This is a genomic window from Pedobacter gandavensis (genome assembly GCF_032677645.1).
Taxonomy (GTDB): Bacteria; Bacteroidota; Bacteroidia; order Sphingobacteriales; family Sphingobacteriaceae; genus Pedobacter; species Pedobacter gandavensis_A.
This window is the reverse complement of record NZ_JAVTSB010000010.1, coordinates 1-18829: the sequence shown is the minus strand read 5'-3', so window position 1 is coordinate 18829 and position 18829 is coordinate 1. Positions and strand designations below refer to the sequence as shown.

The window sequence follows — 18829 nt, the reverse complement described above, 5'->3', positions numbered from 1 at the left end:
CACTATATAAATTATGTATGGCACTCCTGATCAATAACCTTAGCAAACAATACAACGTACAAAAGACCGCGGTTTCCAACTTTTCAATCCAGATTAATAAAGGAGTGTTGGGCTTGTTGGGGCCAAATGGTGCAGGCAAATCTACCCTGATGAAGATTATTGCCACCATTAGCAAACCTTCTGGCGGAACACTTCTTTTGGATGGGATCGACATTGTACAAAATCCCAATTACATCCGCAAAGTGCTGGGCTACCTGCCACAGGATTTTGGGGTGTATCCAAACCTTAACGCTTACGAATTTCTGGAATATATAGCCGCTATGAAAGGCCTGGGAGGCAAAGGACTCCGGCAGCGAATCGACCTGCTTTTAGAAGGTGTTAACCTGACCGCAGATGCCAAAAGGCCTATTGGCACTTACTCCGGAGGGATGAAACAGCGTATCGGCATCGCGCAAGCGTTACTTAACGATCCCAAAGTATTGATTTTTGATGAACCTACGGTGGGTCTGGATCCTGAAGAACGGATGCGGTTTCGTCAGTTGATAGCCGATCTGGCCCAGGATAGCATTATCATTCTTTCTTCGCACATTGTATCCGATATTGAAACCATCGCTGATGAGGTGGCTATTATGCAGGAAGGGAAACTGATCACACATGCCCCGCAATACGAAATCATCAAACAAGCGGAGGGGCGAATTTTTGAAGTACTGTTGGATAATGCTGACCTGAATTCCTTCAAAAATCAACATAAAGTAATTGGTACCGCACGCCAGGGGGATAAGATCAGTGTGCGTTACATCAGTAAAGCTGGGGTAGTTGCTCCATTATCAGTCCAGGTTACCGCTACTTTAGAGGATGCCTATATGTTTTTAACACAGCATAACAGTTAAGCGTATGTCCTATATTTATCCGATCATCAAAGCTGATTATCTGCAACGTACCCGCAGTTATTCCTTTTTAATTACGCTGGCCATTACGGTATTTATGGCCTGGTCTTTTATACCCGCTCCTGATGCCAGTTATACGACTTTAAGTGCGGCAGGGTACAAGGGAGTCTATAATTCGGCCTGGATAGGTTATGTATCCGGCATTATGACCACCATCATGTTGTCTTATTGTGGTTTTCTGCTGGTCAACAGTGGGATCAAAAAAGATATTGATACCGAAGTAGGCCTCATCATTGCGACTACACCCATCAGCAATTTTAAATACCTGCTGAGTAAACAGTTGAGTAATTATCTGGTATTGCTTACCATTGCCGGGATTACCTTTAGCATCAGCATCGTGATGTTTTTTATCCGTGGAACGGGTTATCCCTTTATTTTAAGCAATTTTATATTGCCTTATTTGTTTTTTGCTGTACCGGCATTGTTTGTGGTTGCATCGCTGGCTGTACTGGGCGAAGTGCTTTTACCGAAGCATAGTGTTCTGCAATTTATAGCCTTTTTCACACTGTGTGGGATCTTTATGGGCCTGATCAATAGCAAAAGCGACGCGGAAACGAATGGAGTTTTTGACCCATTCGGACTGAGCCTGATCACCAGGAGTATCACCCATCAGATCAATACTAATTTTGGGGAAGATATTAAAAGCGTATCCTTTGGATTTATCTTTAATGGCCAGCGAATCTATAAACCTTTTGTCTGGGAAGGCCTGAATTGGTCGGGCATATTTATAGCGAGTCGCTTACTGTGGATGGGTCTTGGTTTTTCGTTGGTTTATATCTCTTCTTTGTTTTTTCACCGTTTTGATTTTAGACAAGCGCTTAGCACTAAAAAGAAGAAGAAAGAAGTGTTAAGCTTAACTGTGGACAAACCTTTGCTGAATCCTATTGGTCTGAGCAAAGCAGCTTTGCCAGCCCTTAGTTTTAATTATGGAATTTATCCCTTTGTGAAGATCGAGTTTTTATTGTTGATCCGGCAGGGGAAAAAATGGTTATGGTTTTTGAATGGAGGTTTATGGGTAGCGTTATTTTTTGTACCATTGAATATGGCCCATAGCTATCTGCTGCCTATATTGTTGTTTTTGCAGGTAAGCCGTTGGTCGGAGCTGGCCACTAAAGAGAAGACTAATCGCGTCCATTATTTTGCTTATGCGGCTTATAAACCTTTACAGCGGATGCTGCCTGCTCAGGTTTTGGCTGGTATAATTCTGGCTCTTGGATTGGGTTTACCAGTGATCATCCGCTATGCTTTAGCTGCTGATATTTCTGCCATTATCCATATTATAAATGGATCCATATTCATCGTTTTGCTGGCGGTAGCCTTAGGGATTTTAACCGGCGGAAAGAAGTTGTTTGAGGTATTGTTCTTTTTTCTAACCTATTGTGTTTTCAATAAGTTACCGGTAACGGATTATCTGGGCAGCTTGCCTCAGGAGAACAGCAACCTGTTTATGTTTCTGATATTGGGTGTAAATGTGGTTTTGGCTATAGTTAGTTTGATGACGAGAAGATATCAGGCGAGGCACTTATAAAAAAGTGTAATAAAAAAATAGCCGCCTCATTTTTTAGGATGAGGCGGCTGGTATAAAAGTTAGTTCGTATTATAGGGAATAGCGGAGTGTAATTCCATAAGTTCTTGGGTCTCCAAGTACGCCGGCATATAAACCAGCATTACCCGCTGCTGCCTGTAATTGTTCGTAATAGGTTTTATTCGCGATATTTCTGGCCCAAACAAACAAAGAGAACTTATCGGATCTGAATCCTAATCTGGCATTTAGTAAAGCATAACCTTCCACCACTAATACACGGGAAGGGGTTGGGTTGGAAGAATAATCTGAGCGGTAACTGGCATCAGCTGCAATAAAATACCTACCTGTTACGCTGGCCAGACTACCTGGATTGCTGAACTCGGAACCACCAGAAACATTCCATTTAGATATGCCTGGTAAACGACCTCCTGAAGCATCTTTAAAGGCAACTTGTGTGGCTACACCATTGATGATTTCCGTATGTCCGGTTTCTTCTAATGGCAGCGGTGCATTGGTGAATTTCACATATTTGCCATCCAGATAAGCCAGGGCGGCATTTACGGTCAGGAACCTTCCTACCTGATAAATTCCATCAATTTCCAGCCCTTTTACATTAACTTTTTCTGCGTTGGCAAGATAACCTCTGTTTACACCCAGTTGTGGGGATTGCACATTGGTTTGATAATCTTTAATATCCGTATTAAAAGCGCTAAGGTTTACAATTGCACCTTTAAAAGGTTTTGTTTTAACGCCTAATTCGTAATGTTGCACATATTCCGGTTTTACAATGGCCACAGACAAGTCTGGTTCTCCGTTAGGAGTGGTTGGCAAACCACCAACATTAACCCCAACGGGCTTATAAGCAGTTGAGAAAGTCCCGTAAGCGTTTAGTTTAGGTGTAGGTCTGTAAGATAAGGTCAGGTTACCGGATAAATTATTATTGTCTACACTGGTGCTGAATTGCTGGTTGTTATACACCGCGGTTTTAAGCGCAATTAATGCTGGATTTGACGTTTGTAAGCCTCCATAAGTGACCCTGTCATAATCCACATCTTTCTTGTCATAGGTGTATCTTAAACCTGGTAAAATATGCAGGTTTTTTAGAAACTCCCAGTCGGCTTGTGCAAATACCGCCGTACTTAATGATTTAATTGTTGAATTGGTTCTGATACCATAGCCGTCTAATAAACCAGGGGTGGAGTATAAGGCCTGGGCACCGGTATTACTGGTCTGCACAAATCTCCATTGATCTTTACCTACTTCTTCCGTTTGATCCAGTCCTTTCAAGTTCTGGGCAAGGGCAAATACACCAATTACACCAGTTACTTTTTCCGCTAGATTACCAGCGTATCTCAGCTCTTGTGAATATTGATCATGGCGGGAGTTTCCCTGAGATTTGGTCAGTGCAGCGAGTTCAGAGAAATCCCTGTCGTTGGTAGGATCCCAGTTCCAGAATCTCCAGGCAGTAGTTGAAGTTAGTGTTCCATTACCGATTTTGTAATCCAGATTTACAGATAAACCACCAATAGATTGGTCGTGTCTCCATGGCGTATTGGTATTGATTTTTCTGGAAGAAGGGTCGATTAAGGGTTGTTGGTAGCCTAAATCAGAAATAATCTGGGCATACTGGCGGTAAGGGCTTCTTTCAGTTGGCGTAACACCTGCAATGATCAGGGAGTAACCGGCTGGATGCTGAATACTTACATCGCCACTTAGCAATACCTGCAGTTTTTCTGAGGGGGTATAATAGAGCTGACCTTTAAAACCAAGGTTGTTTTGTCCGTTGTACCTACGTTCTTCTTTGGTATTGTAAATTGTACCATCACGTTGTGTTCCGGAAATGGATAATCTTGCGGCAAGGTCTTTTGCAATACCTCCTGTAACCGAGGTTTTTGCTTGCATAAAATTATAGTTTCCAAAACTCAATTCCACTTTTCCACCTGGTGTTTGAGATGGTTTAGCAGTGGTGATGTTAAATGCACCGGCAGTCGTGTTTTTACCAAACAAAGTTCCTTGTGGGCCACGGAGTATTTCTATTTGTTCAATGTCAATAAAGTCTGTAGAAGTTGCCGCCGGACGCGCCTGGTAAACGCCATCTACATAAAAACCTACACCAGGATCAATACCGTCGTTGGTTAGGCCAAATGTTGAGCCTAAGCCTCTGATGTTAAGGGTGGTGTTTCTGGCGTTTGAAGCATATAGCTGTACAGAAGGAACCAGCTCTTTTAAGCGGTTAACGTTAAAAGCGCCCGCATTTTCTGCTGCTTGTCCACCGATCACGGTGATTGCGATAGGCACATCCTGCAACACCTCTGAACGTCTTCTTGAGGTGACCACAATTTCATCCAGTAGTTCACTTTCAATCAGGATTAACTCGAAAGCTGCTTCCTGAAGCTTTAAAATCTGGAAATCCTGAGATTTGTAGCCCACTGAACTCACCCGAAGGTAAAATGGCAGGTCTTGTTTAGAATCGATACTGAACTTACCTTGATCATCTGCTGTTGCAGAAATTTTAGTGCCTCTGATCAATACTGTTGCACGTGGCACCGGAGCGCCGTTACTGGTTTTTATCACACCTGTTATTGCCGTTTGGGCAAAAACATAATTTGTCGTAAGTATAAATGAAAGGATAATAAATAAATGTTTTTTCATCTTATTAATATTAAATGGTTTGTTGGTTTTACGCGTTGATTTTCGGGGGATTGTAAAAGATAAATTGCAAAGCAAAGCCATAGGTATGTTTTCAGCATCCAGCCAGGTTTCGAAATTATTTACAAGATTTGTAGCGGGTTATTCTTGTTCAGTGATTACTGAATAGGATCAACAACAGCAACAACCCAATAGAAAGGACATGCTTTCTTTAGTTGTTTTTCTTTTCATTTTTAGGAAATGTAAGTCTGTTTTCATTGGGGTCCAGGTTGTTAAGTATTCGTTTGATGTTACGAAGATAGCGTTCTTTTTTATTAATGCAATAAAATCTATGGATTTTGTAGTATTTATTTTAAGCAAGCCCTCTTTTGCCCTGATTTAGGGAAGAGGGCTTGGGCTGGACCGCCGGTAGGGGTTATTTTATAGTCAATAAAAGTTTGTGTTCAGGATCTACGGTGTAGCTGTCAATTTCAGCCCCGGCTATATTTAAAAACTGTTCCTGACTGTTGATACTGATCACTTTGTTTAGGTAGCTGCCATCTTTTAGTTTGAGCTTAATTTCAAGGGGAAACAGGAAGACATCTCTTTCCTGGCGAATTTTAAGCTGATTTCCGGATTGCTGAATGTTTAATAACGGAATTTCTTTGCTCTTTAACCAGGAATGGAGCATAGGTTCCATATCACTGCCGGCAACGCGGCTAAGTTGATGGATAAACGATTGAATAGACTGATCTCCTGAGCTGATGAAGTTCCGCATGGCAATGGATAGATTTTTCTTGCCAAGTTGATGTTCGAGCATATAAAACAACCAGGCTCCTTTGCTATAAGAAACGCCGCTATTGCTGTAATCGTCCCATAATGACCCGTTGGCATCAAATTTATTGTTGATATAGATCCGCTTCTGAGATTTAAAGAACTTATTGATAATGGAGTCGCCATAAACTGATGATAAAAGCAAAGATTCAGCATAAGTTGCCCAGCCTTCTGTTAAGAAATTGGTAGCAGGCCCTGTTGGACTTGTCCAGCCGTGGGCAATCTCGTGTCCGAAAATTGCTCTGGGATTAGGCTTGTCCGTAATCAAATTGCTCCCTTTTTCTCCGGCAACAATGATACTATTACTTCTGTTTTGCCAGCCATTTCCACCAGTTCTATCTTGAACGATGCCAATGTAATTACTTAATGGTTTTCCGAAATGCTTTTGAAGGGTATCATAATCTTTAGCGAATGCGGCATACAGTGCTTCTTTTCCGGGGAGAAAATCTTTTGTTGCATAGACCACCAGATCAATCTGATCCTTTTTAAATGTAGTGACTTCCCAGTCCTTATCATAATAAACAGATAAACCGAAGGTGGCTTGCTCAGATTTAGCTTTAATAATCCTTAAATCACCTGCAACTGATTCTTTTTGGGGCAAACTTGTACTCAGGTGATAAGCCTTTGGAATGGTTACCTGCAAGATGAAATCAGCCCGGTCATTCGGACTGGAAAAACTGAAGAATGGATGCCAGAAATATTGATTTCGCACATGTCCAAAGGCCTCAGAAAAATAAGCTGAATTCTGATCTTTCTCGTCTTTTTCGACATTAATTGAATACTCAATCAGGAGCTTTTGGTTTTTCTTCACTTTAGCATTTACCCATAGTAAGCCTCCGCTGAATGTGAAATCTACTTTAGAACCGTTCAGGGATAGGTTTTCTAATTTAGCCCTGTGGTTTAGTTTTGTGGCAAAGCCAAAGAAATCATTCACATCAAGTGTAAGGGTGTCTTTAATTTTTATACTTTTTCCAGGGAGGATGTCTAGTTTAATGTGGTGTGTTTTTATTCGATTTGCCTGGTCAATATTAACCCTGTTTTTTAGTTTCCAGAAACCTGATGTCCGTTCAAATTTGTAAATCCCGGTATAGTTACTGGAGTAATTGGTTTCATCGCCCGAATTACCATATAAAGCAAGTCCGCTCAGAAAAACATAGGCAGTATTTTTATCAGTGCGAATGATTCTGGAGTTTCCTGCTTGCTTGGTTAGTTTTTCATTGATCAGTGAGGCATAGAATTCCTGAACATCTGGAATGGGCACCAGGTTATTGAAATCTCCTATATTGTTTTTTTGGAAAGCAGTATCTATTAAGGCAATCTGCTGTTTCAGGTTGTTTGTTTTGTATTGATTTTGAGCGAAACAACGATTCGCTGCGGTTAGCAAGGTAAACAGTAGGATGGTGTAAATTTTGGTGTTGGCGATTAGGTTTTTTGTCATCGGAGCGGAATTAGCTTTGGTTTTATGATCAATTAGGTTGCTATAATTAGGTAAGGCTAAAGCATAATGACGAAAAGACACCCGAATTATATAAATGTTGCATTGCATGCTTAATAAGAAAGGGAATCTTGTAATTTAGAGCAGCAAACTGGGATTCGCCCGAAATTGACCACCATAAAAATTGAAATGAGTAAGAAACAACATCTTATAAAAGCATTTTTCATTGCTTTTAGCTTAACTGCGGTTTATCTCCTGATCGCACCTGTTTTAATCACAGGAATGTATGCTGAACTTTTTCATTTCTTCGTTGCTATTGGTCTTTTTATTGGAAGCTTCATTTTTTATTTCATTTTTGTTTATTTTAAATCCATACAGAAATTACGTTGGCTTTTTGGCAGTCTTGCTGTTTATGGTGCTGTTATAGCTATTGGCAATTCTGACCTTGATGTTTTTTTTGTAAACCTGGTTAGCAGTAGTCGTTTGCCTAAGGAATACAATGAATATCAAGACCTCAAGCAGCCTGTAGTGCCCTTTGAAAACAAGGAAATGAAATTGGTAATTGATGGGAATACTGATCTGGAACATTACTTAACCACAAAAAATCAATTAATAGTAGCTGAAGTTAAAGATGTAAAACCAGGTACTGAAGCTATTCGACAAAAGGAATATTCTAAATTTGATAGCCTCGGCAATTTCATGGCTAAATACAAACCAGCTAATCCTTATGAAATTCTTTTTGAAGGTTATCTGATCAATGTAGATGAAAACTACTACAGAACCTGGCCTTTAGATGGCGATACTTCGAAAAGGAAAATTGAAACGCAGAACGCAGATTTTAGTTTCGACGCGAATAAACAAGCTGATTTTATTGCAAGTTTTGAAGGAAAGGCTACTTTTTTATTTTCAAAACAGTGTTGGACAACTGGTCGGACATCCAAAAAATATACAAAAACAGTATTTAGGGAAAACGATAAATGGAAAGCATTTTATAATGATACAAAAGTCGGTCGGACTGTTGAAAGTTTAGGTAATGTCAGGAATGATTTATTCCGGTATTATTCAAGGGAAGATTATAAATTGGTTCCAAATGATATTGAAAGCATTCAATATCAATATTTTCAAAGAATAAAATTGAAGCGCAGTGATTCCGGTTCAGAAAATTGGGATGGCTACTTATTTACCAATGTCATTGATGGCAGAGATACTTTGAAAATTAAGGAAGCGCTAATAATGGGGAAGGACTGGGAAATCAAGCAAGCACAACTCAAGGGCGAATTTTCACGTTATTTCTTTTATAGTAACCCCAATCTTCGATATCAGTTGTTTACAAACGATCCTGCTAAACTGTACTTCATCAAAAACAAATGAGGACAATGAAAATTAGGGGTAAAATAAATTAGAGCCCAAATTTCCGGTCTTATATACGAGATAAACAATATCATTAATTTGTTGTTACACTCCTGATGAGTTAGACTATAAGTAAAATAAAATGGAAATTGGAATAGACAGTTTCGCTTCCGCAATGTACGGGAGCAAAAGCCTAAGCAGCGTGGATGCGATGGAGCAGTTATTAGATAGGATCGCGTTAGCTGATGAGGCAGGGCTGGATGTTTTTGGCATTGGCGAGCACCATAAGAAGGAATATTTGGATTCTGCTACTGCTGTGATCCTGGGTGCTGCGGCCACGCGCACTAAGCGCATACGGTTAACCAGCGCAGTTACGGTATTGAGCGCAGCTGATCCGGTAAGAATTTACCAGAGCTTTGCGACGCTTGATCTGATCTCGAAAGGACGTGCCGAGTTGGTGGTTGGTCGTGGCTCATCGGTAGAAGCTTACCCATTGTTTGGCTTTAGTCTGAACGACTATGACGCATTATTTAGAGAAAAACTTGAGCTGTTACTTAAAATACGTGATCAGGAATTTGTTAGCTGGTCGGGTAAATTCAGAGCAGCCCTGGATAATCTACCAGTCTACCCAAGGTCATTACAGGAAAAACTACCAGTTTGGCTTGGTGTAGGTGGTACTCCGGAATCCTTTGCAAGGGCGGGTACATTAGGATTACCTTTAATGGCTGCGGTTATCGGTGGCGAAACGCACCGTTTCCGGCCATTGATCGATCTTTATCGCGAGGCAGGCTATAAGGCCGGATTTACCCCGGATCAGCTCAAGGTCGGATTACATTCGCCAGGATATGTGGCTTTAACCAATGAACAGGCTGTCGCTGATTATTATCCGGGTTACGCAGAACTCTGGACAAAACTCGGCAGGGAGCGAGGCTGGCCAGCGGTAACCAGATCGCAGTTCGATACTTTGATTGCTCCAAAAGGTGTACTTGTTGTTGGCGGACCTGAACAGGTAGCCGAGAAGCTTTTGCGACACAGCGAAGCCTTAGGCGGGGTCGATCGGTTTACCTTTCAAATGGATAATGCCGGGCTGACCCATGCGCAATTAATGAGCTCAATTGAACTGATTGGCAATAAAGTGATGCCTCTTCTCCAAAATGCTTAATGGTGTGGATTGGCTTTTTTTTATTAGTTAGCTTTTTTATCCAGTTCGCCTCTTGTTTTTAAAGCGGTGTCCATGTGTTTTTTTAATATTGGTAATTGTTTCAATGCAAATGCCCGTAACCCGGGTTCATCAGAATTGCTAACTATGGTATACAGGGTGATGAGGTTCCGGTTGCTTTCAATCATCATTTTAATAAAATCAAGATCAGTTTTAGGACTGCCGGCCAAAAAGACTTCCTTATCTATTTTAATGTTTTTCTCTGAAGCCAGCTTTTTTAATTCTTTCTGAATCTCCATATGATCGGTAGAAACCATGTTGGTATAGTCCCTGATCTTATCATTTTTCGTTGTACGATGCATGCTGTTGCTTGTACTGATTTCCATTTGTTGCGCTGTAGAAATCCTGTTGATCAACTCTGCATCTGTAAGTGTCTCTAAGCTCAGCTGTTTCCCTTTAGCCAGCTCATTTGCTCTTCCAATGGCATTGCTGGCAGCGTTAGTTGCATTTACCATTGAACCAGCACCATTTGTGGGATGGATCCCTGGTGTTAATCCGTCGCCGGTTGCATTAATGACAGACCTGCTGGGGTTTTTTATTCCAGGGTAAACTGTGGTTATTTTTGTACGCTTTCTTTTTCCCTCAGCAGTTGAATTCCTGGAGGTCGAACAAGAGTAGAGCAGGCAGGACAATAGTGCTGAAGTTGCGATTAGTCGAAGTGTATTCATAGGTCCCTGATTAGGTTGGTTACTGAATCAAAACTATAGAGTTTATATAAAGATAAGCCAAATTAAGATGAGCTGTGTTTAAAAAGGAATAATCAATTTTCATTTTTTTGCTGATTTATTGAATAAATTTAAATCGTTGCATTAACTCAATCAAGATGTGTTGGTTTTTGCATCTCAGTAAGGGGGCTTAAGTTTTCTATTTCGGGGATGTTTGATTGTTGGATATTACAAAATCATCTTTTTTATGTAGGTTTATGTACATGACATTATTATGGTAACTGTTGCTTACCTACCTGCTTAGCACAATCATCCAAAATCTCCACTATAGCCCAAAGGGATACGGTAGCAATTGTGCCAAAAACTGCCTGGAAAGTGCAAGAGCTGGGGGCATATCTTTAGTCCTATTTCAAAATCGGACCTATTGTAAATGAAGTAGATAAAGTTTTGAAAGTAAAATAATTTTAAAATATTATATGAGTTTTGGCGAGAAAATATTATTCTTTTTTAGTTTTTTGGGGGCATTTAACGCACTCGTATTAGGTGTTTATTTTATCTTCTTTACGGCTAAGAAACATTTGTCTAATTATCTTTTAGGAGCATTGTTAGTTGTATTGAGTATCAGGATCGGAAAATCTGTTGTCTATTTTTTCGACAGTAGTTTACCTCGCATTTACCTTCAACTTGGACTAACAGCGTGTCTTTTTATCGGACCGTTTTTGTATTTTTTTATCAAAGCGGAAGCTAAAAAAATTAAAAGATTACCTGGTTTGTGGTTATGGCAACTTGTAGGTTGGTTGGTCCTGATTGTAGTCATCGGCACTATTTATCCTTATGAATATTTTGCTTCCTTATGGTGGAACTATATCATTCCTCTCATTTACTTTCAATGGGGTATTTATATTGTTTTTTCAGCGTTTTTGTTGGTGCCAATAGTAAAAAGATTATTCCATAAAGAAGAACTAAAGACGTTTGAAAAGTGGATATTAACCATTTACGGTGGGGTCCTGATACTTTTCACATCCTATGTTTGGGCAATCCTGAATATTACCAAGGGTAGCTATATAGGTGCGGCTGTATTCTTTTCTTTGATTCTTTATTTAGTGGTATTTACATTGCTTTACCGAAAGAAAACAAACGATCTGTCTGCTTTCTCTGTTCAGAAATATGCCGACAAAAAGCTGGATGATGAAGAAGTGAAGCAAATCATCTCCAGGCTAACCAAAGTAATGACTGAGAAAGAGCTTTTTAAAAATCCAAACTTGAAAGTATCAGACCTGGCCAAAGCGATTAACATTTCTGGTCATCAACTTTCGCAAATTCTAAATGAAAGTATTGATAAGAATTTTACACTGTTTATTAACGAGTACCGAATAAATGAAGCTTGTAAACTATTATTAAGTAATACAAACCTTACTATTGAAGCAGTAGCCGATGAAGTGGGATTTAATGCAAAATCTACTTTCTTTGCAGCGTTCAAAAAAATGAAGGGCGCAACGCCCGGTGTTTATCAGCAGTTAAACACTCCAGATTTATAAAACCGTACTACTAGATTTAAATTACAAGACCCTGATCATAAAAGTACAGTGCAAATTTGAGCAACAAGTAAAAATTTCACTAATTATCAAAACACTTTTATGAAAAATGTAATTCTGACTATCATTGTACTGGTCGCCTTTTTTTTCTCAGCATTTCCCCAAAATCAGCCGACTGAAAGGCAATTAATAGAAAATACAATACAACGCTATTTCGATGGCTGGGCAACTGGAGACACTACTAAATTGGGCGGGGCTATGCATCCTTCTTGTCATCTAAAGAATTATAACAATGGTAAATTTATCACATTTACCAGAAATCAGTATCTCAGCTTATTCAAACTTCATGAGCGTACTAAGAATTTAAAAACCAGTATAGTTGCTATCGATATTACCAACAATATGGGTAGTGCAAAAGTAGAAATTAGTACGGAAAGAGACCTGTTTACTGATTATTTCAATTTGATGAAAACCAATGAAGGCTGGTTTATTGCTGATAAAGTTTCGACGAGAACACCACATAAAATCTTTAATGTTAATGCTATCCTGCCAAAAAAAGAAATCCTTGTAGAAGGTTTAAAACGCCCTTGGAGCGTCGCTTTTATTTCAGAAGAGGAAGCGCTCATCTCTGAGAAAGAAGGCGATCTTGTGAAAGTTAACCTCCTGACTAAAGAAAAGACTAAGATACAAGGTTATCCAGCCGACCTGGATGATAGCATTACTGGCTTTGGAGACAACACAGGTAAATTTGAAGTGCTGTTAGACCCTGATTTTAAAACAAATAAATATGTTTACTTATCCTACGTTGCTCTAAAGGCTAATAATAGAACTACTAAAATTATAAGAGCATTATTAGAAAACGAAACTTTACAGCAAATTAAAGTGCTTTTTGTAGCAGAACCTTATACAAGAGAGCGGTATCACTATGGAGGTGGAATGGTGTTTGGTAAAGATGGTAAATTATATTTTACTATCGGCGAAAGATTATTTTCTGAGCAGGATGAGCCTGCAATTCCCATTGCCCAGAATATTGAAGATAGAAGAGGAAAAATTTATCGAATTAACTCTGATGGAACCATTCCAAAAGACAATCCAGATTTTGGAAGCAAAGCAAGTCCGGGATTATATGCTATAGGAATCAGGGCAGCACAGGGTATAACGCTTGATACAACTACCAATAAAATCTGGTTTACAGAACATGGTACACATCAAGGGGACGAAATTAATGTGCTGAAAGCAAAAGCGAATTATGGTTGGCCTATGAAAACCACGGGAAAGTATCGTTTTGCAGAATTTGCACCAAAACTTATCCCTGATAATAAATATACAGACCCTGTATGGTCCTGGTTACAAACTGTAGCACCTACCGGATTACATTTTTATTCGGGAAATGAGTTTGTAGCATGGAAACGAAACTTACTTGTTGCAGGATTATCAAAAGGTAGCTTATGGCGTATGGTAATAGAGGGGGAGAATATAAAAAGCGCTGAAGAGCTTTTTACAGATGATAAAGTAAGAATACGAAAAGTGACGCAAAGTCCTATGGGTAAATTATACATTCTTACGGATGAACTGAATGGTAAGTTAATAAGGATAAGAAATGTAGCTCTTTAAGTGGAATGGAATGAATGAACCGTTTTAATTTCCAGGTCAGCGAGTAACTGTTTCCTGTAAGCTCCCGGAGTAATGCCCCGATGTTTTTTAAATAACCTGGATAAATAGCTCTCATCTGTAAAGTTGAGTTCTTCTGCGATTTCAGTAATGCGCATATTGCTATGGGCAAGCCTGGTTTCTACGAGTTTTAACCTGTAGTTGATCACATAATCCTGAATGCTTTCTCCGGTACGTTCACGGAAGAGCTCACCAAGGTAGTTTGGAGAAAAATGAAAATGATCTGCAATTGCTTTTATCCGAAGGCGTTTGGGCTCAGTAATGTATTGCTGTAAATAAGCAACAATCTGAATAATGTCGTTTTTAGGGGTTTTCTTTCGAAGTTTTGACGGTTCGGTTAAGGAGATATTACGGGCAAGAATATTTACCAAAGTAGAAACAGACTGGCGAATGACCAGCAGATAACCAGCTTCTTTCTGCTGATATTCCCTGATGACTGCTGAGAGCAGCACTTTTCCGAATTGCTCATCATCAGCATTGCGATAGACACATCCCGCCTTAGCATGGAGGTTATTAAAAAGGTATTGTGCTTTTTTTGTCCAGTCGCAAAATTCCAGTTCTTCTATTTCATTTTTGAATTGAGAGAATGATAGGTCATTGAAGCGGATAAAAAGAAATTGAGTTCTGGATTTCAGGTCAAATGAGTATTTGTCTTCCGGGCTGAACAGGAAGATTTTACCTTCAGAATAATCATGGATATTGCCATTGATTAATGCCTTTCCAGTTCCGGAAACCAAGTATACCAACTCAAACACATGTTGCAAAGCAAGGCGGCTCCAGGTATCTGTTTCTAATAGAAACAGGTCAAAGGGCTGCTTTTTTTCCTTGGTATACATTGGGCAAATGTACAGGATAATCCTTTTAAAGTCCAATTTTTCTCCCGGCTATCAGCGCTTCCTTTGTGGCCTAAAATAATTTGTATGTCAGAAAGTAACACTTCAATACCTTATCCCACCAGGTGGCAGGCATTAGGCGTATTGTTAATGGGAGCTTTTTTATCCCCTCTGGATTTCTTTATTGTCAATGTTGCATTGCCAGCGATGCAACAGGGATTACACGCCAATAGTACTGAGCTTCAGTTCATCGTTACCTCTTATGGTGCCACTTATGCGGTATTTGTCGTAACCGGAGGTCGCTTAGGTGATATTTATGGCAGAAAGCGGATCTTTATAACCGGAATGTGCCTGTTTACACTGACCTCCATGGCTTGTGCAATGGCCCCAAATGCGGAGATATTGATTGTGGCCCGAATTTTACAGGGATTGGGAGCAGCCATGATGGCACCACAGGTGATCTCTTCGATCAGGGTAATTTTTCCGGATCTGGAACAACCAAAGGCGATGGGCTTGTTTGGCGCTACCTTCGGACTGGCTTCTATTGCCGGGCAGCTTTGTGGAGGAATGTTACTGGAATGGCGACCCTTTGGACTAACCTGGGAAACGGTATTCCTGATTAATGTTCCTGTCGGGATCCTTGCAATTATTCTTTCGTTCCTCTTTATCCCTGAAAACCGACCTGAAAAAAGACCTAAGTTAGATATATGCGGTGTGATCCTCATTTCGATTACCTTATTCCTATTCATCTATCCGCTGATCAAAGGGAGAGAGGCCGGTTGGCCAGTCTGGGTATTCGTTTGTATGGCCATGTCCTTGCCTTTTGGGCTTTGGTTTATATGCACAGAAAAACGTGTAACGGCCGAAGGAAGAGATCCTCTGATTTATTTAAAGCTGTTTAAGGATAAGAAATTTGTCACAGGCCTGGCCGTTATTTTTCTTTTTAACAATACGGCTTCATTTTTTATGATTTATCCGGTTTATTTGCAAAGTGGCTTTCATTGGACAGTATTGTCGGCAGGTTTGGCCGTATTGCCTTATGCTGCTGGATTTTTTATAGGTCCACTGTTGACTGCAGTGCTGGCGAGAAAATATAAAGATCATATCCTGACGATTGGATTAACTTTATTGAGTATGGGATTTATATTATCTGCTGGAATATTGTGGTATCAACCCATGCCGGGCCCGCTTTTATATGGAGCTTTATTGTGTGCAGGTGTAGGGCATGGTATTGTGATGCCGGTTGTGGTACGCCTGGTGTTAGCGGATACCCCTGTTGCGACGGCAGGTTTGGCAGCGGGGATCGTAAGCACCGCGATCCAGCTAGGGAGTGCTCTGGGGGTTGCAGTAATCGGAACTTTATTCTTTAGTGTGTTGCCGCTAGCCGCTAGTTATACCAAGGCCTTTATGATTGCGCTTCTGGTACTGGGATCCCTGGAATTAGTTGCGTTATATTATGGGATAAAATTGAAAAATAATAAGTATTAATAATTATGAATTTAAACGAATTGGCCAGACATGAAATTGTTCATTTCCATGAACAGATTGGAAAATGGTTTAGGGGAGAGATGACCGCAGGCGAAAAAGAAGAAATGTTGGCATTGAAGAGCTTTCATGTAAACTTTAGAATGATCAGTCCGACAGGAGCATGTAAGAGCCGCGCTGATCTGGCGGGTTGGTTGCCCTCTGTATATGGTGCGAAACCGGGAATTGTATTGGAAGTCAAGGATATCAAGCTGCGTTTTGAACAGGAAGGCGCAATATTGATGGAGTATATAGAAACCCAAATTGGGGGAGGGGCAGATAATAAGCGGATTTCGACTGCTTTATTTGTTTATAATGAAGAAGGCCATTTACAATGGCTGGATTTACATGAAACCTTTCTGCCATAAAATTTAAGGCATAAAAAAGGAAAGGTACCACTTAATCAAGGGCATCTTTTATCATTAATTTGGGGAGTCTAAGACTTTGGATATTGATCAGAAAGCGGTTATATTGGAGATTAATAAAGCGACTATCATTTTGGAAAACATAATCAACCATTTCAATAAATATCTCCCTCTGGATGAAGAGGAGAAACTGGCTTTGACAAGTCGCCTGACGGAAAGGAAGATCAAACGAAGACAGTTCCTTTTACAGGAGGGAGATGTATGCAAGTCCTTTACCTATGTACAAAGTGGCTGCTTCAAAATGTATGGTGTAGATGATAAAGGCGTTGAGCACAATCTCGCCTTTGCTGTTGAAGACGACTGGATTTCGGATATTGGCAGTTTGCATAAGGAACAACCTTCCAAACTGTTCATAGAAGCCATTGAGCCATCTGTAGTATTACAACTGTCTAAAGGAGACTTGTGGTATTTGTATATCAATTATCCTAAGTTTGACAGAAACTTCCGTGTAATTATTGAAGACAAGTATATCGAACTTCAAGACAGGTTATTGCAAACGGTTAGTGCCACTGCATTGAACAGGTATGAAAGTTTTATTAACCAATATCCCCAATTAAGCAATAGGCTACCCAGTACTCAAATCGCTTCCTATTTGGGTGTTACCCCCGAATTTCTAAGTAAAATAAAGAATGAGCGATTTAAAAAATAGCTTAGCTCTTAAACTACATTAAGGGTATTTCTTATTATACCTTATAAGTTCAGATTGATTGTTCATTGCAACTTTGTATTGTCAATATCGACATACAAATTTTTAATATAAGGCGATGAACACAACAAATAAAAAAACTAAAGTAGCCGTTATCGGCTTGGGAAACATCGGTAAAGCCATTGTTGCCAATCTTGTAAAAGGTAACCATCCGGTTATTCTTTCTTCCAGAGAAATTGAAAAGGCAAAAAGCCTTTCTGCGGAGATAGGCACTCTTGCTACGGCCGAAGAAATAGGTCAGGCTATCAACGATGCTGATATCATTATTCCAGCCATCTATTTTGATAAAATCAAGGAATTTTTAGGGAAATATGCCACCGAGCTGAAGGGCAAAATAATTGTGGATGTGTCCAATCCTATTGCACCGGATGGCAATGGAGGTTTCAAAAAAATTATTGATAAAGATGTCTCTGCCGGTCAAACCCTTTTACCATTGATACCAAAAGATGCAAGCCTTGTAAAGGCATTCGGAACATTAGGTGCAGGCTCCTTGTCAGGAGATGCATTTGCAGAGCCTGAAAGAAAGGTGCTTTTCTACGCATCGGACAGTACGAACAGCAATAAACAAATAGAGGAATTGATTACCGATAGCGGCTTTAAGCCTTTTCATATAGGCGGGATGAGTCAGTCTATCCGCATTGAAGTGTTTGGTGACCTACATGAGTTTGGGGCATTGGGTAAGACCGTAACGCTTGAAGAAGCAAAAAACGTATTAAACTAACAAAAAAAACAAGGCATTATGAGAATAGTTATGATATCGGTAGTACTGTTATTGTCCTTAACTGCCTGTCAAAACGGAACCAAAAATCAAGAAGACAATTTTAATGTTTCTAATTCAAAAAAATCTAAAGCAATGGAAAATCAAATAACACAAACAGCAATAGAGAAATCACTAAGCATTTATTTTGATGCACTCAATAAATCGAATGTGCAACAGGCCGTTGGTCAATATACCGGAGATGGTGTTTTTATGCCTACAGGTTTCCCTACAGCCAGGGGAATGGCGGAACTTACAATGGCTTATGAGAATGTATTTAAGGCAATTCAGCTTAATGTAACCTTTAAGGTTGAGTAAATTGTGTCATTGGATGATAACGTAGCATTTGTTCGCACCCAATCAAGCGGAACACAATTCATTCACGCTAATAGTCAAAAAACAGAAGAGTTAAACAGAGAGTTTTTCTTGATGAGAAAAGATAATGGTGTTTGGAAAATAGCGCGTTATATGTTCAATCAGCTAAAGTAATTATCAGAGTAACATCAGTAATAGAAAAAGGTGCCATTTGTCTGTCAATGGTGCCTTTTTTTTATAAAATGCCCCATCCTAAACTGACTATAAGCACTCTTATATCTTTTTTGTTCTTAGGGCACCTGGTTGGGGCACCACCAAACCAGGGCAAGTGAATACTAGTGTTAGCCATGCTGCCACTTATGCGAAGTTTCTCGAAATTAATCCGATGGAGCTTTTCGATTTTTCTGATCTAAAAGTAAAAGACAAGAAATAACTATAAAAAGAAAAGCGGAAATGATCC

At 39.8% G+C, this 18829-nt stretch carries 15 protein-coding genes; 11 read left to right on the top strand and 4 right to left on the bottom strand.

What is annotated here, in order from left to right; genetic code table 11:
• The first annotated feature begins 17 nt into the window (after positions 1–17).
• Both R2Q66_RS16840 and R2Q66_RS16835 read left to right on the top strand, forming a co-directional pair.
• Complete coding sequence (locus R2Q66_RS16840) at positions 18–890, top strand: ABC transporter ATP-binding protein (protein WP_316751113.1); 873 nt, start codon at positions 18–20, stop codon at positions 888–890.
• Positions 891–894: 4 nt separating this feature from the next.
• Positions 895–2475, top strand: coding sequence for a hypothetical protein (locus R2Q66_RS16835; RefSeq protein WP_316751112.1), 1581 nt, complete (start codon positions 895–897; stop codon positions 2473–2475).
• 69 nt (positions 2476–2544) lie between these two features.
• Here the strand turns inward: R2Q66_RS16835 and R2Q66_RS16830 are convergent, their stop codons facing one another.
• Together R2Q66_RS16830 and R2Q66_RS16825 are read right to left on the bottom strand one after the other, a co-directional pair.
• Positions 2545–5124 (bottom strand): TonB-dependent receptor, encoded by a 2580-nt coding sequence (locus R2Q66_RS16830; protein ID WP_316751111.1) that lies wholly within the window; start codon positions 5122–5124, stop codon positions 2545–2547.
• A 412-nt stretch (positions 5125–5536) separates the two neighbouring features.
• Positions 5537–7372: a hypothetical protein gene (locus R2Q66_RS16825; protein ID WP_316751109.1), complete on the bottom strand. Its 1836-nt coding sequence runs from the start codon at positions 7370–7372 to the stop codon at positions 5537–5539.
• A 279-nt stretch (positions 7373–7651) separates the two neighbouring features.
• On the opposite strand from R2Q66_RS16825, the gene R2Q66_RS16820 reads away from it, so the two are divergent.
• Both R2Q66_RS16820 and R2Q66_RS16815 read left to right on the top strand, forming a co-directional pair.
• Positions 7652–8740: a hypothetical protein gene (locus tag R2Q66_RS16820; RefSeq protein ID WP_316751106.1), complete on the top strand. Its 1089-nt coding sequence runs from the start codon at positions 7652–7654 to the stop codon at positions 8738–8740.
• Between the two features lie 121 nt (positions 8741–8861).
• Positions 8862–9881, top strand: a complete 1020-nt coding sequence (locus R2Q66_RS16815) for an LLM class flavin-dependent oxidoreductase (RefSeq protein ID WP_316751103.1) — start codon at positions 8862–8864, stop codon at positions 9879–9881.
• Positions 9882–9904: 23 nt separating this feature from the next.
• Here the strand turns inward: R2Q66_RS16815 and R2Q66_RS16810 are convergent, their stop codons facing one another.
• Positions 9905–10606: a DUF4142 domain-containing protein gene (locus tag R2Q66_RS16810; RefSeq protein WP_316751101.1), complete on the bottom strand. Its 702-nt coding sequence runs from the start codon at positions 10604–10606 to the stop codon at positions 9905–9907.
• A 473-nt stretch (positions 10607–11079) separates the two neighbouring features.
• Between R2Q66_RS16810 and R2Q66_RS16805 the strand changes: the two genes are divergently transcribed.
• Both R2Q66_RS16805 and R2Q66_RS16800 read left to right on the top strand, forming a co-directional pair.
• Complete coding sequence (locus R2Q66_RS16805) at positions 11080–12141, top strand: helix-turn-helix domain-containing protein (RefSeq protein WP_316751099.1); 1062 nt, start codon at positions 11080–11082, stop codon at positions 12139–12141.
• A 99-nt stretch (positions 12142–12240) separates the two neighbouring features.
• Positions 12241–13752: a PQQ-dependent sugar dehydrogenase gene (locus R2Q66_RS16800; protein WP_316751097.1), complete on the top strand. Its 1512-nt coding sequence runs from the start codon at positions 12241–12243 to the stop codon at positions 13750–13752.
• On the opposite strand, the gene R2Q66_RS16795 is transcribed toward R2Q66_RS16800, so the two are convergent.
• Positions 13749–14645: an AraC family transcriptional regulator gene (locus R2Q66_RS16795; protein ID WP_316751095.1), complete on the bottom strand. Its 897-nt coding sequence runs from the start codon at positions 14643–14645 to the stop codon at positions 13749–13751. The two genes, R2Q66_RS16800 and R2Q66_RS16795, sit on opposite strands and share 4 nt — an antisense overlap.
• Positions 14646–14729: 84 nt before the next feature.
• On the opposite strand from R2Q66_RS16795, the gene R2Q66_RS16790 reads away from it, so the two are divergent.
• The 5 genes from R2Q66_RS16790 (at position 14730) to R2Q66_RS16770 (ending at position 18372) form a co-directional block, all read left to right on the top strand.
• Positions 14730–16130, top strand: a complete 1401-nt coding sequence (locus R2Q66_RS16790; protein WP_316751093.1) for an MFS transporter — start codon at positions 14730–14732, stop codon at positions 16128–16130.
• Between the two features lie 5 nt (positions 16131–16135).
• On the top strand, positions 16136–16534 hold the full coding sequence (locus R2Q66_RS16785) for a hypothetical protein (RefSeq protein ID WP_316751091.1): 399 nt from the start codon (positions 16136–16138) through the stop codon (positions 16532–16534).
• Positions 16535–16664: 130 nt separating this feature from the next.
• Positions 16665–17240 carry a Crp/Fnr family transcriptional regulator gene (locus R2Q66_RS16780; protein ID WP_316751089.1) on the top strand — a complete coding sequence of 192 codons (576 nt, stop codon included), beginning with the start codon at positions 16665–16667 and terminating at the stop codon, positions 17238–17240.
• Between the two features lie 115 nt (positions 17241–17355).
• The gene (locus R2Q66_RS16775) at positions 17356–18018 is read left to right on the top strand and encodes an NADPH-dependent F420 reductase (protein ID WP_316751087.1); all 663 of its coding nucleotides are present in this window, start codon (positions 17356–17358) and stop codon (positions 18016–18018) included.
• A 132-nt stretch (positions 18019–18150) separates the two neighbouring features.
• On the top strand, positions 18151–18372 hold the full coding sequence (locus tag R2Q66_RS16770) for a hypothetical protein (protein ID WP_316751084.1): 222 nt from the start codon (positions 18151–18153) through the stop codon (positions 18370–18372).
• Positions 18373–18829 lie beyond the last annotated feature (457 nt).

Excerpts from the sequence above, each read along its gene's own strand:
- R2Q66_RS16825 (WP_316751109.1), bottom strand. The coding sequence starts at position 7,372 with ATGACAAAAAACCTAATCGCCAACACCAAAATTTACACCATCCTACTG.
- R2Q66_RS16830 (WP_316751111.1), bottom strand. The coding sequence starts at position 5,124 with ATGAAAAAACATTTATTTATTATCCTTTCATTTATACTTACGACAAAT.
- R2Q66_RS16810 (WP_316751101.1), bottom strand. The coding sequence starts at position 10,606 with ATGAATACACTTCGACTAATCGCAACTTCAGCACTATTGTCCTGCCTG.
- R2Q66_RS16785 (WP_316751091.1), top strand. The coding sequence starts at position 16,136 with ATGAATTTAAACGAATTGGCCAGACATGAAATTGTTCATTTCCATGAA.
- R2Q66_RS16805 (WP_316751099.1), top strand. The coding sequence starts at position 11,080 with ATGAGTTTTGGCGAGAAAATATTATTCTTTTTTAGTTTTTTGGGGGCA.
- R2Q66_RS16800 (WP_316751097.1), top strand. The coding sequence starts at position 12,241 with ATGAAAAATGTAATTCTGACTATCATTGTACTGGTCGCCTTTTTTTTC.
- R2Q66_RS16790 (WP_316751093.1), top strand. The coding sequence starts at position 14,730 with ATGTCAGAAAGTAACACTTCAATACCTTATCCCACCAGGTGGCAGGCA.
- R2Q66_RS16815 (WP_316751103.1), top strand. The coding sequence starts at position 8,862 with ATGGAAATTGGAATAGACAGTTTCGCTTCCGCAATGTACGGGAGCAAA.
- R2Q66_RS16795 (WP_316751095.1), bottom strand. The coding sequence starts at position 14,645 with ATGTATACCAAGGAAAAAAAGCAGCCCTTTGACCTGTTTCTATTAGAA.
- R2Q66_RS16820 (WP_316751106.1), top strand. The coding sequence starts at position 7,652 with ATGTATGCTGAACTTTTTCATTTCTTCGTTGCTATTGGTCTTTTTATT.
- R2Q66_RS16770 (WP_316751084.1), top strand. The coding sequence starts at position 18,151 with ATGGAAAATCAAATAACACAAACAGCAATAGAGAAATCACTAAGCATT.
- R2Q66_RS16775 (WP_316751087.1), top strand. The coding sequence starts at position 17,356 with ATGAACACAACAAATAAAAAAACTAAAGTAGCCGTTATCGGCTTGGGA.
- R2Q66_RS16835 (WP_316751112.1), top strand. The coding sequence starts at position 895 with ATGTCCTATATTTATCCGATCATCAAAGCTGATTATCTGCAACGTACC.
- R2Q66_RS16840 (WP_316751113.1), top strand. The coding sequence starts at position 18 with ATGGCACTCCTGATCAATAACCTTAGCAAACAATACAACGTACAAAAG.